The sequence below is a fragment of the Paenibacillus agaridevorans genome (genome assembly GCF_018604145.1).
In the GTDB taxonomy this organism is placed as follows: Bacteria; Bacillota; Bacilli; order Paenibacillales; family Paenibacillaceae; genus Pristimantibacillus; species Pristimantibacillus agaridevorans.
On sequence record NZ_CP075889.1, the window covers coordinates 5,693,633 to 5,708,196 of the forward strand.

Consider the following 14,564-nt stretch of genomic DNA (forward strand, 5'->3'; position numbering starts at 1 on the left):
ATCCTCCCCTTTGCTGCAAGCAGCTATACGATGTAATCCAGACATTCATCCAAAGGAAATAAGGGTCTTGGCGCCTTTTTGAACGCCAGCTCCAATAAATTCGCAGTGCTTGCTCCAGGCGTATCAACAATGTAAATACCGCCATTCGCGATGCGTTCATATTCGGCTCGAAACTGCGAAGCTGATTTCACCAGGACGATATCGGCTTCCAGCGGTTCCAGACCAACACTTCTATACATAGCCGGATCACCGGTAAAGGTCGGATGCTCCATCAGCAGCAAATGTATGCTGCCTATGCGAATAACTGCACAATGGCCCATAAACGCCTTCATATTGGAGACCGTACCGCTGCCAAAAGTAAATGAACCCTCCGAGGAGACGTACTCCACCGTCCCTTGAATTTCGACAGGCTGCCCGTATTCGATACTCCTGGAGTGACCGACGCTTAATGTCACGCTTTGACCTGCGCCTTTGTCAGCAGCCAGCCTGGCTGCATGGCCATCAACCATACTTAACAGGCAAGTAAATTTCAATTCATCGCCGAATTGCAGAAGCTGACGCAACACGGCATTGCTGTCTCCAGGCGACCCGGCTCCAGGACTGTCTGCAGAGTCGGAAACAATAACGGGACCCGCGGGCTTCTGCTTTCTCATTGCCTCTATGATTTGTTCTACATGCCATAACTTCACTTGAAATTGTTGACGCCTGCTCCATAATAACGCCGCCAGCCGCTTGGCTTCCTTCTCTGCTTCCGCTGCATCCCTGCCTACAACGACAACCGTACAGCCAAGCTCGGCGACATCCAGCCACGGCTGAACAATCAGAAGCGAGGTCTCTAATGAAGCTCCGCTTCGCCGGCCTCTGTCTGCCTCCAACCACAACGTCTTCATGGGATCGACACTTGTTGTATGCGCTTCTGCCGGTAAAATCAATGGAATTTTCACATGATGCATGTGCGGCTTAATCGACTTGTCCATCATTGAAAACAACATATTGGCAGCTCTGTAGCCCGTATCGGCATAATCGGCATGAGGGAATGTTCGATAAGCAACAAGCGCATCCGCTTGATCCATGATCGTCTGAGTAACGTTTGCATGCGAATCAAGCGTAATAACGATTGGAACATCCGCACCTACCTGATTGCGAATCAGGGTGACAATTTCTCCATCGGCATCATCGCTGTCTTCGGCTACCCATGAACCATGCAAAGCAAATAAAACGCCATCGCATGCAGGCAAGCCATCCAATTGCTCAATCAGCAATTGCTTCAGCTTATCCAGATCGCTCCGCTTGATAGGTCCGGAAGAACACGCTTGGGTAAATAGGGTTGGAAGTATGGCGACATCGGATCGTTCCTTGGCGGCACGGAGAAATCCGCTCAATTCATTGTCTACGTTATTGTCGAACAATTGCTCTCCCGTTCTAAAATAGTAGTTATAAAAATCAGAGATGCCGCTTTTGCATGAACTAAACGTATTGCTTTCCTGAAGCATGCCTCCAACGACGATATTCAGCTTTCTTGCCAATACCATTCTCCCCTATTCGAAATAATTTGCATGATAGCTCGAGCATGAGCCTCCCTCTAACGCCGGTCTTGCGCCGCGTGTATATTGGCCCAACACGCCTTTATGCACAATAGTCGGAGGTGTCCAGTTTTCCAGACGCTTGCTGTAAATCTGTTCGATTTCAGCCGAAGTACGTTCTACGCCTTCCGTCCCAACTACATCGATTGTCCGGTTAGGTATATCTATTAAAATAATGTCATCGTTTTGAACAACGGCAATCGGGCCTCCCGAGAGCGCTTCGGGTCCCAGATACCCTACGCAAGGTCCGCGCGTAGCGCCGGAAAATCTCCCATCCGTCACCAATGATGTCGTGTGTGAAAGCAAAGGATCAGAAGCGATTAATTCAGAAATAAAAAACATCTCCGGCATACCGACAGCCTTGGGACCTTGATAACGAACAATAATGACATCACCCGGCACAATTTCCTTATTGATAAGCGCATCGACGGCAGAGCGTTCTGTGTCATAAACTTTCGCCCTCCCCTTATGCACCTGCATGTCTGCCGAAACCGCCGAGATTTTAATCGTTGCTTCTTTCGGCGCCAAATTGCCTTTCAACACGGCAAGCGATCCGTGAGGTTTAAGCGGTTTGGATATAGGATAAATAACATTTCGGCGATTTAGCTTGTAATTGGCCAAAAACATTTCTGCAAAACGAGGCATTTCGTTGTTTCGATATTCGTTTAAGTTTTCTCGTAATGTCCTTCCGGTTACAGTCAGCGCATCCAGATGCAAAAAGGATTCAAGCTCGAGCATCACCTGCGGTACGCCTCCCGCATACCAAAACAGCTCCGTCGGATAATGGCCGGCTGTCTTCGTATCAACAAGCACCGGAATTTGACGATGGAGGCGATCAAACTGCTGCGCATCGAGCTCAATCCCGATTTCTCTGGCGATCGCAATTAAATGCATAACCGCATTTAACGAGCCGCCAATAGCAGAATGGACCATAATCGCATTCTCGAAAGCTTCCTTCGTCAATATTTTGGAAGGCGTTATCCCTTCGTCCACCAGCCGCATAATTTGTTGACCGGCAGCGCGCGCCATGCGCCCGATCTCTGCATTTGTTGCAGGAATTAACGCTGACCAAGGCAACGCTAATCCTAAAGCCTCTGCCATTACTTGCATCGTAGCCGCGGTCCCCATATATTGACAAGCACCGCAGGTAGGGCAGCAAGCACGTTGAAAAGCTAAAAACTCTTCCTTGGTCATTTTGCCTTTATCTACTTCTACGCTCATATGCCATAGCTCCTCATTGGAGCGCATGCAAGGGCCCGCCCCCATAGCTCCGCCAGGCACATGAATAGCTGGTATGTCCAACCTGGCTATCGCCATCAAATGGGCCGGAACAGCCTTATCTCCAGCAGAGGATAGAACCATTGCGTCAAATGGGGTAGCCATGGCATGAATTTCGACCATGGAAGCAATCATATCCCGGGATGGAAGGGAGTACTTCATGCCTTGATGCGCTTGCGCGACTCCATCGCAAATGTCTGTTGTTGTATAGATAGCAGGCTTTCCGTCCATTTGAAATACGCCTTTTTCGATCTCGCTTACCAGCTGATTTAAGTGATAGGAGCTGGGATGACTAGCCCCATGCGTACTTTCAACCAATACCTGCACCTTATTTAAATCCTCGACTGTCCAATCCATCGACATTCGGAGAGCATCGCCTTCGAAGCTGATTTTTCGCACTTTTTGACTTTCTAACGACTCGATTTCTCTCTTCAACCTTAACAGCCTCTTTTCGCATATATAATCATACGTTTTTGGATCGGTATCACAGAAAAGAGAGTGCCCAAAGTTATCCATAATAACCTTGGGTGCCCTCTTTCGGATAAATCAGAACATCAATTGATAAAATTAGCGGTCTGAAGAAACCGTTTGATCGAGACAGTGGCTTGCGCCCTTGTTACTGTACCCTGAGGAACAAGACGGGTCTCTGTAACCCCTTTAAAAATATGGCTATGAACGATATCCGCCATAGCTGCAACTGCCCACTGGTTAATATCGGCATGATCTTCGAAGGCTTGCAAATCGAGCCTTCCTGGAGCGCCCGCTGTTTTATTGGCAAATTTCAAAGCATTTGACAACATAACCGCCATTTGCTCCCTCGTGATCGTTGCCTTCGGCCGGAATGAGCCATCCTCAAAGCCGCTGATGACAGACGCCCTGGATGCAGCGCCAACTGCTCCGGCAAACCAATCTGCTGCCGAAATATCACTGAACTTCTGGACATACGAATCATCTTCGACAAGTCCCAGCGCCCGTACGAGCAGGCTGACAAATTCAGCGCGCGTTACAGGATTGTCCGGGGCGAAGCTCGTTTGGGAAATTCCCTTTACAATTTGTTTGGATGCGAGTAATTCGACATCGGATTTCGACCAATGTCCCTGTAAATCAGTAAACGATTTCTTAGCATGAACAACCGCATACAAACTGTTCGTGTTTCGATGCATGGTTGCTTCCGTAATCCCGTTGGTCGTGTTGAACACGGAAGGAACGAAGGAAACGTTATAGGAAACCGGATCAATCGCAACTGCCGTGCTTCGGGATGCGTCAACGTTGCCTGCCAAATAGAGACTCCTTGCTACGTATGTGCTGCCAAAGTCGGAGATCGTGTAGCTGTTTTCGCCGGTCTCCACATAAAGCGTGAATTCAACGATGTCGCCAAGCAATGTGATGTCTGTTTCCGCGAGATGATCAACGATGCGTTTCGCATCGGGATCTGTAATGGTCCTCATCGAAACATAGACAACGGCCTTGTCCGTCTGTTCTTGTCCGAGTTTTTTCAGGAGAGAAACCAGAGGCGGCAAATGAACCGGCAAACGGTAATCGGCATTGTCAGCTTTAATTCTGATAAAGACATCAGAATCTAACCTGGCTGCATCAAGTATAGCCTTGGCTGGAATTCCCACCCGTCGAACCGGCTCGGTTCCGGTTACTTCAAACGTAACCGTTCGTTCGCCTTGCTCCTTGTCCGCCAGCATGTCGAACGCCTTGATCAACGGATCCGCATGAAGTATGGCCTCATACACAGAAGTCCCATTAGCATCCGGCGCAACACGGATCACAGCCGTTGAAGGGTCAAGCTTGAGCCCGCCAGGAACAGTCGTTATGCCATCCGAATCTGTCTCCGCGCCATTAGGAGGAGTCGTATTCCCCCCGCCTTCCGGATTTTCGGGCACTATGCGATTGGCACGATGAACGGTCAGCGAATTGCCATTAATATTTGCCACATACACATGGGCAGAGACCTGATCTACAGCGAGCGCAACAGGATTCTTGCCGCTTGTAATCTGCGTCGTCTCGTGAGTTGCTCCATCAATGAGCGTGACGGTATTGCTGCTGAAATTCGCTGCATAAACCTTGTTGCCATCCTCATAGACGGCAAGCGCTGCAGGACTTGAGCCGACAGCTACGGTCGAGGTGCTGTTGTTCGTGCCGTCAATAATCGTAACGTTCCCGCTTCGTTTATTGGCAACGTAAATTTTGTTGGTCGCTTGATTGACTGCAACGGCGCTCGGCGCAAGCCCGGACGCAACCGTTGTCGTATTCCCGGTTGCACCATCAATAACGGTGACGTTATGACCGAATAAATTCGCCACGTATATGCGATTTGTAGACGAATGGACTGCTATCGCGTTAGGACCCAACCCGACGGCTATCGTTTCAGTTGCAAGCGTGGTTCCATCAATGACGGTCACGTTGTCGCTGTCGATGTTTGCGACATATACCTTATTGGTCGTTTCATTAACAGCCAGCGCGAACGGACTGTCTCCGACTGCCACATCTTGTGTGTGAAGTGTCGTTCCATCGATTACGATTACATTCCCGCTTCCGGCATTTGCCACGTAAATCTTGTTGGTCACGGAATTGACTGCAACGGCAAAAGGCCGTTCCCCCACAGCTATAGTCGACGCAGCATGGGTCGCCCCGTCTATCACTGTCATGTCATCACTGTCCGCATTGACGACGTAAACCAGGTTAGTTACAAGATTTACAGCGAGTGCATAAGGAGTCGTACCGGTCGCAACGGTAGCCTCCGGGACGATTCCTGCATCCGTTTCTTTTATAATCGTTACTGTATCACTATCCGCATTCGCCACATAAACTCGTTTGGTCTGCGGATTGATCGCTACATCATGAGGCCCTCTCCCCGTTGATAGGCTCGATAAAGAGGCTGCCGCCTCCGCTCTTTGCCCTGCTGGAAACCCGGAGGCAAACAGCGCAATGGCAAGCATAACGACCCAGGCAGATCTTTTCGAAGGTTTTATAAAAGCTTTCATTTATCCACCGATCCTTTCCATGAATGATTGCTTAGTCAAGGGATCGCCTTGCCCCGCTCCATGTCAGGAACCTTTCTTATCGTCGGTGTTCAGATCCTCGATCAACGGCTTTGTTCCGGCTTTGAATTCTTGCAACGTCCGACCGACGGCGCGACCAAGTTCAGGCAGCTTTTTCGAGCCAAACAGCAGAATCCCCGCCAACACGATCAATGCAATTCCCGTAGGGCCGATCCCCAGCATAGCTCCCACCTCCTTATAATCAGGCTTCCCTTTTCCATTTAAGACCGTTGGACATGACACTTGGAGCAGATGCATAGTAAACCCGCAGTCTTACGCCAGCGAAACTGCCTGACCGTCGGTGTCGGACGTCGGTGTGCCATTCTTGAAGCGTAGAGAACCGTCAGCAGCAACCCACAGATGAGAGGTTTGATTGGATGCTGAATTTTTGAATTTGAGATGACCTTTGTCCCCGGCACCCACAATATGGATGCTGCCGTTCGTTAAAAAGCTGTCTCTTTGATCCTGGCCCTCCGCCATCGATTTCATTTTGGCTCCTGCAATTGAAGCTTCTCCCAGGGTCGTGCAGACGATTTGCGAATCATCCAGATAATCCAAGTTCGTTGTCAACCCATTGATATATAATTTCGATCCGTCAGTAACTTCGGCGAATTTGGCAGCCGCATTGCCTACGATTGGAATGTCTCCGCCGGTAAGAGTGAGATGAGAATTATTTTTTACGCTAACTACATAGTCGCCAACTGCTGTCCGATCTCCGTAATAGTTATAGGTCATAAAACCTACGATATTGACAGAACTTGATCCTATAGCAAGAAAAGGAGAAACGGATATGAGCGTACCGTTGGCTTCTTCCGCGCCGCAGCCGGTCAGAGTTAATCCAAAGCCGCGAAGCAGGTAAATCGCTTCCGGGAGGGGCCTGGCAGGGTGGTATCCGATATAGTCTGCTCCGCAGGCATTAAAATTGGAGTAGGAAAGGTTAATTTTCCACGCCCACTTGTCGCAGGCTCCCGCCCAACAAGAGCTGACAGTATGGCTTGTCCCCCCTCCGCCCGCCGCATCGTAGTCGCCGCACACAAAACCTTTGTTTACCCACCGCGACGATACCCGCTCCAGTGTGACCATCCAGGCGTTTGCCGTATAGTACCCCGTGTCGGCATGGCGATACTCCACGTTTTTTTGCGTAAGAAAACAAATCCGCGGAGCATAGAAGCAATAAGTTGAATCTGGGTACACGACTTCCGTATTAATCGTTTCACCACGTTTAGCCATTATGCCTTCGATATGAAGATATCTCACGTAGTCGTTATTTTCGGGCAGTGCAATGATAACCGCGTCGACATTATAGTTATCTACTGCGGCCCACATGGTTCTGGTGCCTAATGTTGCAGCTGTCGTTGTCGTTTTTACAATGATCGTGACTTCGGGCCCTTCGCCGACGAGCGAATCGCCTGTTTGCACAACAAGCGGAGCTGATGTCATATATTTTCCTTTTGGCAAAAAGACCGTGCCTTGTTTGGCATCAATCGCTTTTTGTATCGCGATCGTGTCGTCGCTGCTGCCGTCGCCTTTGGCGCCAAACCATTTTACATTGACCATGCCATCAAAGTTCCTTTCAAATCTCTCTCCGTAAGCCGAAACGAGCATCGTCCCTCCATTATCTGTCGAAACCGTGTCCGTTGCATTTAGACGGAACACTCCTTCTTGCCCCGGGTCTGTTACATAATACAAATCTTTGGCAGTTTGATTGTTCATTGCGCGCAATTCTGCAATCGTCAAGTAAACAACCAGCTTTTCCGACATTAAACTTTTAACCGTGTTGCGCTGATCGCCACTGTCGGCATGAGCTGTGGAAATCGTTCCGCCAATCAATCCCGAAGAAGCAATGGCAACGCCCGCCAAACCTATCGAAGCAAGCGCTTTTCTCCTGCTGATCAGCCCGTTTTTCCCTTCCTGATCTTTATCAGGATGATGCTGACCCATTCCTTCTGTTTCGTTGTACATAGCTCGTTCCTCCTTGTTAGTGAGAGATGGACGTTGATACATCGATATCATAGCTACAGTTTATAGTTCGGCATGCGCGCACTTCCATAACCATCTCTCTACTTTTATTTACCTTTATATACAATCTCACAAATCCCGCTATTCCCGCGGTATTCTATTGGATGGACGATTAGCCGGTATAAAAATGCATATAAAAGTTTAGGAATGCCTATAGTTTTGCAACTTTCCCGGATTGTATAGTAGAAATCAGATATAAGAATCCAACATTGAGAATGGAGGTTTTATTCATGTCCGGAATCGGTCCATCAGGTATCATACTGATTGTTCTTATCGCTCTGTTGCTATTTGGTCCCAGCAAACTTCCAGAATTGGGTAAAGCGTTCGGACGTACGCTGCGTGAATTCAAGAACGGAGCTAACGATTTGATAAATGAACCTAAAGAAAGCCAAGCAAGTCATGTGGGCGTCACATATGAAGATACAGGGCAATTGAAGAAGGAGCATAGCCAGGGGCGAATGGGATGAAAAAAAAGCTGGGCTCCCTTCAAGATGATGACTGGATGCCGTTGACGGAGCACTTGGGTGAGCTGCGCAAAAGAATTATTTATTGTTTAGTTGTATTTGCAATCGGGCTGATAGGCGGTTTGTTAGGGGCACAACCTATTTTTGACTATTTGGTTGCTGCCGCACCTACTTCTAATTTACATTTGAATGCGTTCTCACCGTGGGATGCGATCGGATTGTATATGAAGTTTGCCTTCGCGATTTCGTTTATTTTGGCTATTCCACATACCATGTTCCAACTGTGGGCCTTTGTACGTCCCGCACTCAAGAAACAGGAGCAAAAGGCAACTTTGCGATATGTGCCGTGGGCATTCGTCATGTTCCTGATTGGATTAGCATTTTCATATTTCGTTGTCTTCCCCATGGCGTTCCTTTTCACAGAAAAAGTGTCGAACAATATGGGCTTGGAGCAAACCTATGGCGTCATGCAGTATTTCTCTTTTTTATTTAATATCCTTCTGCCTGTTTCCTTATTATTTGAGTTACCGCTTATTATTCTTTTTTTAAGCCGAATTGGAATTTTAACACCCCATACCCTAAAAAAAGTACGTAAGATCGCATGGTTTATTCTGATCCTGGTTGCTGTTTCGGTCACCCCGCCGGATGTCATATCAGACATATTGGTGGCAGTGCCTCTCATCTTGTTGTATGAGTTCAGCGTATTGCTGTCAAAAATGGCTTACGGCAAACGTATAAAAGCTCAAGAAAAACAAGATTTCGGTCTGGAAGGTTATAGCAATTAAACATAATTGGAAAAAGAACCTGACGGCATCCTTGAAAAAGGACGCAGTCAGGTGTTTTGTTTTAAAGCAGACCGAACGATATTTTACGGTAAAGGAACGAGCCAGGACTATCAGTACGATGGCAAAATATTGCACGATGTTATAAGTATATATTAATTTTCTACACACTCTTTCAACTATTCTACAAAATCGGCTTATATTCCGCATAATACCTATACTCGCTATGTATAGCAGGCTTTCTAGCATGTATATTAATACTAAAGATATTCATGTTAGTCAGACAGGGGGTAATAACATTGCTTAAAGTGATTATAGCGGACGATGAACGAATACAAAGAGAAGGCATTGCCAAGCATGTGGATTGGCAAGCTTATGGGATGCAGATCGTTGGTCTTGCGAAGGATGGCGTACAAGCGCTGGAACTGATTGAGAAGAACGGTATCGATCTTCTCATTACCGATATCAAGATGCCAAAAATGCATGGATTGGAGCTGGCCGAACGGGCCCAGCAATTAAACCCCCAGGTTAAAATTTTGATCATTAGCGGGTATAACGACTTTGAATACGCAAGAGCCGCCATCGAATTGAAAGCGTATGCATTTTTATTAAAGCCGATTCTGTTCGACAAGCTATTTCAAGAGCTTGATAAAATACATGCGCTAATCGTTCAAGAACAACACAAACAGCAAACTCTCGTTTCCTTGAAAGAACAAATTCAGGAAAGCAAGCCGTTGCTTGCCGAGAAACTGTTTCAGCATATCCTGCACGGATTTTTAAGGGATGAGGAATTCATTCGCAATCGTATGGACACGCTGTCTTTGCCATTACCCTCAAATGGATATGATACCTTGCTATTGCAAATTGACGCTCCCCTGGATTCTCCAGAGACGGACGCCAAGAAACAATTAACCTATTTGCAATTTCTCGATCAAATCGCACGTTTCGCTGCCATCGAGCAGCAAGGGCAGGCCTTCCAAACAAAAGAAAACGAATTCGCAATCGTGCTTTATGCCTCAGAGCTTGACGGACCTTCTCCCGTTCCCGATGTGATCCGCGAGGTCAGGGAAAACCTGCTGCTTCCGTACAACGAAATGTTGACGATCAGTATTAGCAATCGGAAGGCCAGGCTAAGTCAATTGCATGAAGCTTACAAGGAATGCGAAGCAGCATCGAGACAAAAATTTTATCTCGGCAAAGGGAAAGATATCTACTACCTTGACAGTATGACCGAGCAAACATTCTCCGCCAATTATGACGTTTTCTACGAACAGTTGATCCAAGCGGTGGAGATTGGCAATGTCAATCAGGTAGAACAGACCATTGAAGAAATATGCAAGGAATTTACCCAAATGTCTTCCGGCTATAAGCCGTTTATTAAAGCTTTTTGCTTTAGAACGATGAGCGATTTGATCCGGATTATTCATGAATCCAATGAAAAAATAGAATCCGTGTTCGGCGAAGAGCATCGTCTATGGGATCGCATCTATTCTTTCGATACGCTTCCGGAAATTCACGAGTGGCTCAAGGAAACGGCCGTCTCCGCTTGCCGGCATCTTCACGCAAAGCGCACAAGGAAAAATACGAACATCATCGAAACCATCATTCAGAATCTCGAAACCCGTTATCACGAGCCCATTACGATCGACGAACTTGCGAAGCGCATCCACCTGACTCCCAACTACATTTCCAATATCTTCAAGGAATACGTTGGGGAGAGCATTATCGACTACCTGACGAAGGTGAGAATGAAACATGCCATTCGATTGCTGACGGACGAATCCGTTCGAATCTATGAGGTCGCCGAACAAACCGGTTATAACAGCACCTCTTATTTCAGCGTTGTCTTTAAGAACATGTACGGGATCAGCCCGAAAGAATATCGGGACCAATCTCTAAAATCGTAATTAATTGGAGCGAACACAGATGAAAATGCTTAACAACATAAAGCTTCGAAACAAGCTGCTCATCTGTTATGGCAGTTTGATGATCTTTGCCGTCAGCATGGTCGGTCTGCTAACCTATCAGAAAATCCAATCCTATATTTATAACCAATCAAGCAAATCATACAGTCAGACCCTGGATCAGGTCGTCATGAATATCGATTACAAGATGAACACGCATCAAGAGCTTCTTAGTCCGTATATTACCAATCATAAATTTATCGCCGCCTTAAATACAATCTACTATTCGCCTGCGGATTATACTTATCAATATTTTGACAATTTGCGCTCTATCTTTGAGTTGGAGCGCCGTTACCCTTCTATTAAAAATATTATTATTTATAAGAAAAACGATACCATGCCCGATATCGGCACTTACCCGGACAAACCAAGCATCTCCGACGCGGAGCATACCATCATCGATATTGCCTATGCCGAGCAAAGCGCTTGGTACCAGAAGCATTTCGCCAACTTGGACGAAACAGACCTGGCCGGCCTCATCGCATTATCCAACGCCTCGATCTGGACAGTCAACGACAATCGGTCGCTCATCTCGATTATCAAGCCGATCATGTACAACAACGACAAGCTCGTCGGCATTGTCGAGATGCAACTGAGGCTCAAGGATATCTTCCAGGATGGAATGTTCAGCGAACATTCACCCGAAGAACTCTTCTACATGGTGAACGACGATGGGGAGATCCGGTTCCAGAGCAATACCGAGCTGCCTCCGATCGCCGCTCCGTCCGGAAACCCGATGCTTAACAACGAAAGCTCCGGAAGCTGGCTGGCGGAAAGCGATCGCTCCAAAAAGCTGGTGTTGTATCAAACCAACCGTCATTCCGGCTGGAAATACGTGCTCGAGGTGCCTATGGACAGCCTGATGCTCAGCGCGCAATCCATCCGGAATTTCACGGTTGCGATTCTGATCGGCAGCATTTTGATCAGCATCCTGCTTACGCTTGCGATTTCCCGCGTACTGTCCCGCCGAATATCGCTGCTGGCGAAACATATGGATAGACAGGAGGACCTGACGCTGGAAATTGGTCCATCCGTGGACGGACGGGACGAGATCGGGATGCTGATGCGAAATTACAATCGCATGATCAAACGAATACGAGAGTTGATAGAAGAGTTAAGAACGAGCCAGCAATTGCAGAAAGAATCCGAAATCAAGTCGCTGCAAGCCCAGATTAATCCCCATTTCCTTTATAACACTTTAGCGACCATTAATTGGATGGCTGCAGATAACGAAACGAAAAAGATTATGGATATGGTCAACAATCTGGCGACTTTTTATCGGTTGTCCCTGAATTCGGGCAAGGAATATTTGCGGATCAACGAAGAAGTACGGCATGTGCAAACCTATGTCGAAATTCAGAAGATCAGACTGGAGGACATGATCAACGTCACCTTTGACATCGAGGATAAAATTTTAGCCTTTCACACCCTCAAGCTGATTCTCCAGCCATTTGTGGAAAATGCCATTTTGCATGGAGCCGAGCATAAAGACGGTACGACAAACATTGTGATCAAGGGGTATCTGTCTCATGAGGAACAATGCGTAATCTTCGAGATTATCGATGACGGAATCGGCATGAATATGCCGACCCACAACCAATATGTAAATCACGGCGGCTACGGCATCCACAATGTCAATGAAAAAATCAAACTTCAGCATGGCCATCAATACGGCGTCCGATTATTCAGCGAGCCGGGAGTCGGCACCCGGGTAGTGATTCGAATTCCCGTCCTCGAATGAAAAACAAAAAAGCGGAAGCGCAGGACTTGCCCGCGCTTCCGGCTTTTTGTTGTTTGCTACTTTTTCAAATATTCGTCGATCAGACGGAGCTTCTCGGCCGTAACCTCAGGAGCGCCGATTTTTTCGAAGTGGGCAAGCATTTCTTTCGTAATCTTGCGCGCTTCCTCTTCCGTTTTGGCAAATATGGCCTTGGCCTGCCACTTGTCGATTTCGGGCCACAGATTGCCCCAATGCTTATCCCATTCCGGACCCGTTCCGGCAGGGTTAAACAGATTGTCGTCAACCGTATAACCTTCCGCCCAGATCGTTTCGCCCATCCGGAATTCCTCCGTGCCCGCCTTCACTTCCATCGTCGGAATAACAGGATATTTCAGCAGATTGTAGAATATGAGGCCTTCGCTTGCTTGGAATACGCTGTCGCCTTTGTCAAGCTCGACTTTCACTTCCGGTTTCGCCTCGTACAAACCGTCTGCATTTTTGACATAATATTCGCCATCGACGCCATGGCTCAGGAAGAATGAACCTTCGTTCGTTGCGTTCCAATCCAGGAATTCCATGAAACGCTCCAGGTTGCGCTCATTCTCCGCGAATTTTTTGGAGATAACGATGCCCTCGAACATGCTGTAGGAGGTCGAAGCGTAGATCGGAAGCGGCAGTCCTTCTACGCGGATAGCGGGGCTTGGTACATAACGGTTGTTCGGATCGGATGCCTTCAGCACTCCATTGGCCGTATCCATCGGCACATGCGTCTGGAAGGTGATGCCGACGCGACCCGAGCTGAGCTTGGCTTGATATTGATCCGGCTGCTGCGTCAGGAACTCGCGGTCGAGCAATCCGTTATTGTACAGCTTATTCATGAAGACCATATATTCCTCGATGCCCGGATGGTTGAACCACCAGTGCAACGTTTTGTTATCCTCGGACAGATCGTACCAATTTTTAGTCCACGTATACATGAAGTTTTGTCTGCCCATATGATCCAAAGTAAGCGGAATAATCGGTTTTCCGTCCACATCCGGGATTTGTTCTTTAAACGCCATCAGCACGTTAAACAATTCGTCCGTTGTCTTGGGCGCTTCCATACCCACCTGCTTGAGCCAATCTTCTTTGACGAAGAAGCCGAGCACCTTCTCTGCAACATCAGGATGGCTTGCCGAGTTGCTTGGGATAATATTCATCTTTCCGTCTTTCTTATTTGCAAATACGGCGGCGTTATATTTGGGATCGCTATATTTTAGCAGGTTCGGATACTTGGCCAGCAGCTCGTCGGTTGAAATAGAAAGCCCTGCATCGGCCCATTTGTTGGCGATCGCGTTACTCAGCTCATTGGTTGCATACCGCACGACATCCGGGATTTCCCCTCCTGCAAGCAGCATGTTCATCTGATCGGGAACCTCGCCGTTAGCCAAGGAAAACCGGATATCTATATTTTTGTTTTCCAATAGCCATTGGTGCATCGGATTATTTTCTTTCGGCAAGACCGTGTCTCCCATGAGCAAAATGTTGACGACAAGCGGATCCTCCTTTACCTCCGGAGCTGCCGTAGAGCCCGACGATGCAGTCGGCGACGGGGACTGGCTGGCCGAACCGTTGTTGCCCTTGCTGCAGGCTATTAGAGAAGCAGCCATCAAACTGAAAACAAGCACAAACGAGAGTAACTTCCATGACTTTTTCACTGTAAAA

At 47.6% G+C, this 14,564-nt stretch carries 10 protein-coding genes; 4 read left to right on the forward strand and 6 right to left on the reverse strand.

The features are described 5' to 3' along the window. Positions 1-23: 23 nt before the first annotated feature. From KJW29_RS22915 to KJW29_RS22935, 5 genes are all read right to left on the reverse strand, one after another. Entirely contained in the window at positions 24-1,526 is a 1,503-nt protein-coding gene (locus KJW29_RS22915) for a M81 family metallopeptidase (protein WP_214626348.1), read from the reverse strand. Between the two features lie 12 nt (positions 1,527-1,538). Further along, positions 1,539-3,296, reverse strand: a complete 1,758-nt coding sequence (gene ilvD / locus KJW29_RS22920; protein WP_214626349.1) for a dihydroxy-acid dehydratase — start codon at positions 3,294-3,296, stop codon at positions 1,539-1,541. A 119-nt stretch (positions 3,297-3,415) separates the two neighbouring features. Then, on the reverse strand, positions 3,416-5,854 hold the full coding sequence (locus KJW29_RS22925; protein WP_214626350.1) for an S-layer homology domain-containing protein: 2,439 nt from the start codon (positions 5,852-5,854) through the stop codon (positions 3,416-3,418). A gap of 63 nt (positions 5,855-5,917) precedes the next feature. After that, on the reverse strand, positions 5,918-6,094 hold the full coding sequence (locus tag KJW29_RS22930; RefSeq protein ID WP_214626351.1) for a twin-arginine translocase TatA/TatE family subunit: 177 nt from the start codon (positions 6,092-6,094) through the stop codon (positions 5,918-5,920). A gap of 90 nt (positions 6,095-6,184) precedes the next feature. Then, positions 6,185-7,873, reverse strand: coding sequence for a glycosyl hydrolase family 28-related protein (locus KJW29_RS22935; protein ID WP_214626352.1), 1,689 nt, complete (start codon positions 7,871-7,873; stop codon positions 6,185-6,187). Between the two features lie 287 nt (positions 7,874-8,160). On the opposite strand from KJW29_RS22935, the gene tatA reads away from it, so the two are divergent. The 4 genes from tatA to KJW29_RS22955 all read left to right on the forward strand — a co-directional run bounded on the left by tatA (position 8,161) and on the right by KJW29_RS22955 (position 12,881). Beyond that, positions 8,161-8,397: a twin-arginine translocase TatA/TatE family subunit gene (gene tatA, locus KJW29_RS22940; RefSeq protein ID WP_214626353.1), complete on the forward strand. Its 237-nt coding sequence runs from the start codon at positions 8,161-8,163 to the stop codon at positions 8,395-8,397. After that, positions 8,394-9,179 carry a twin-arginine translocase subunit TatC gene (gene tatC / locus KJW29_RS22945; protein WP_214626354.1) on the forward strand — a complete coding sequence of 262 codons (786 nt, stop codon included), beginning with the start codon at positions 8,394-8,396 and terminating at the stop codon, positions 9,177-9,179. The genes tatA and tatC overlap by 4 nt, the downstream gene beginning before the upstream one ends. A gap of 305 nt (positions 9,180-9,484) precedes the next feature. After that, positions 9,485-11,083 (forward strand): response regulator, encoded by a 1,599-nt coding sequence (locus KJW29_RS22950; RefSeq protein ID WP_246608885.1) that lies wholly within the window; start codon positions 9,485-9,487, stop codon positions 11,081-11,083. Between the two features lie 19 nt (positions 11,084-11,102). Beyond that, entirely contained in the window at positions 11,103-12,881 is a 1,779-nt protein-coding gene (locus tag KJW29_RS22955; protein WP_214626356.1) for a cache domain-containing sensor histidine kinase, read from the forward strand. 56 nt (positions 12,882-12,937) lie between these two features. Here KJW29_RS22955 and KJW29_RS22960 read toward each other — a convergent pair whose 3' ends face one another. Then, a complete protein-coding gene (locus tag KJW29_RS22960; protein WP_214626357.1) occupies positions 12,938-14,557 on the reverse strand; it encodes a type 2 periplasmic-binding domain-containing protein in 1,620 nt (539 codons plus the stop codon). Between the last annotated feature and the right edge of the window lie 7 nt (positions 14,558-14,564).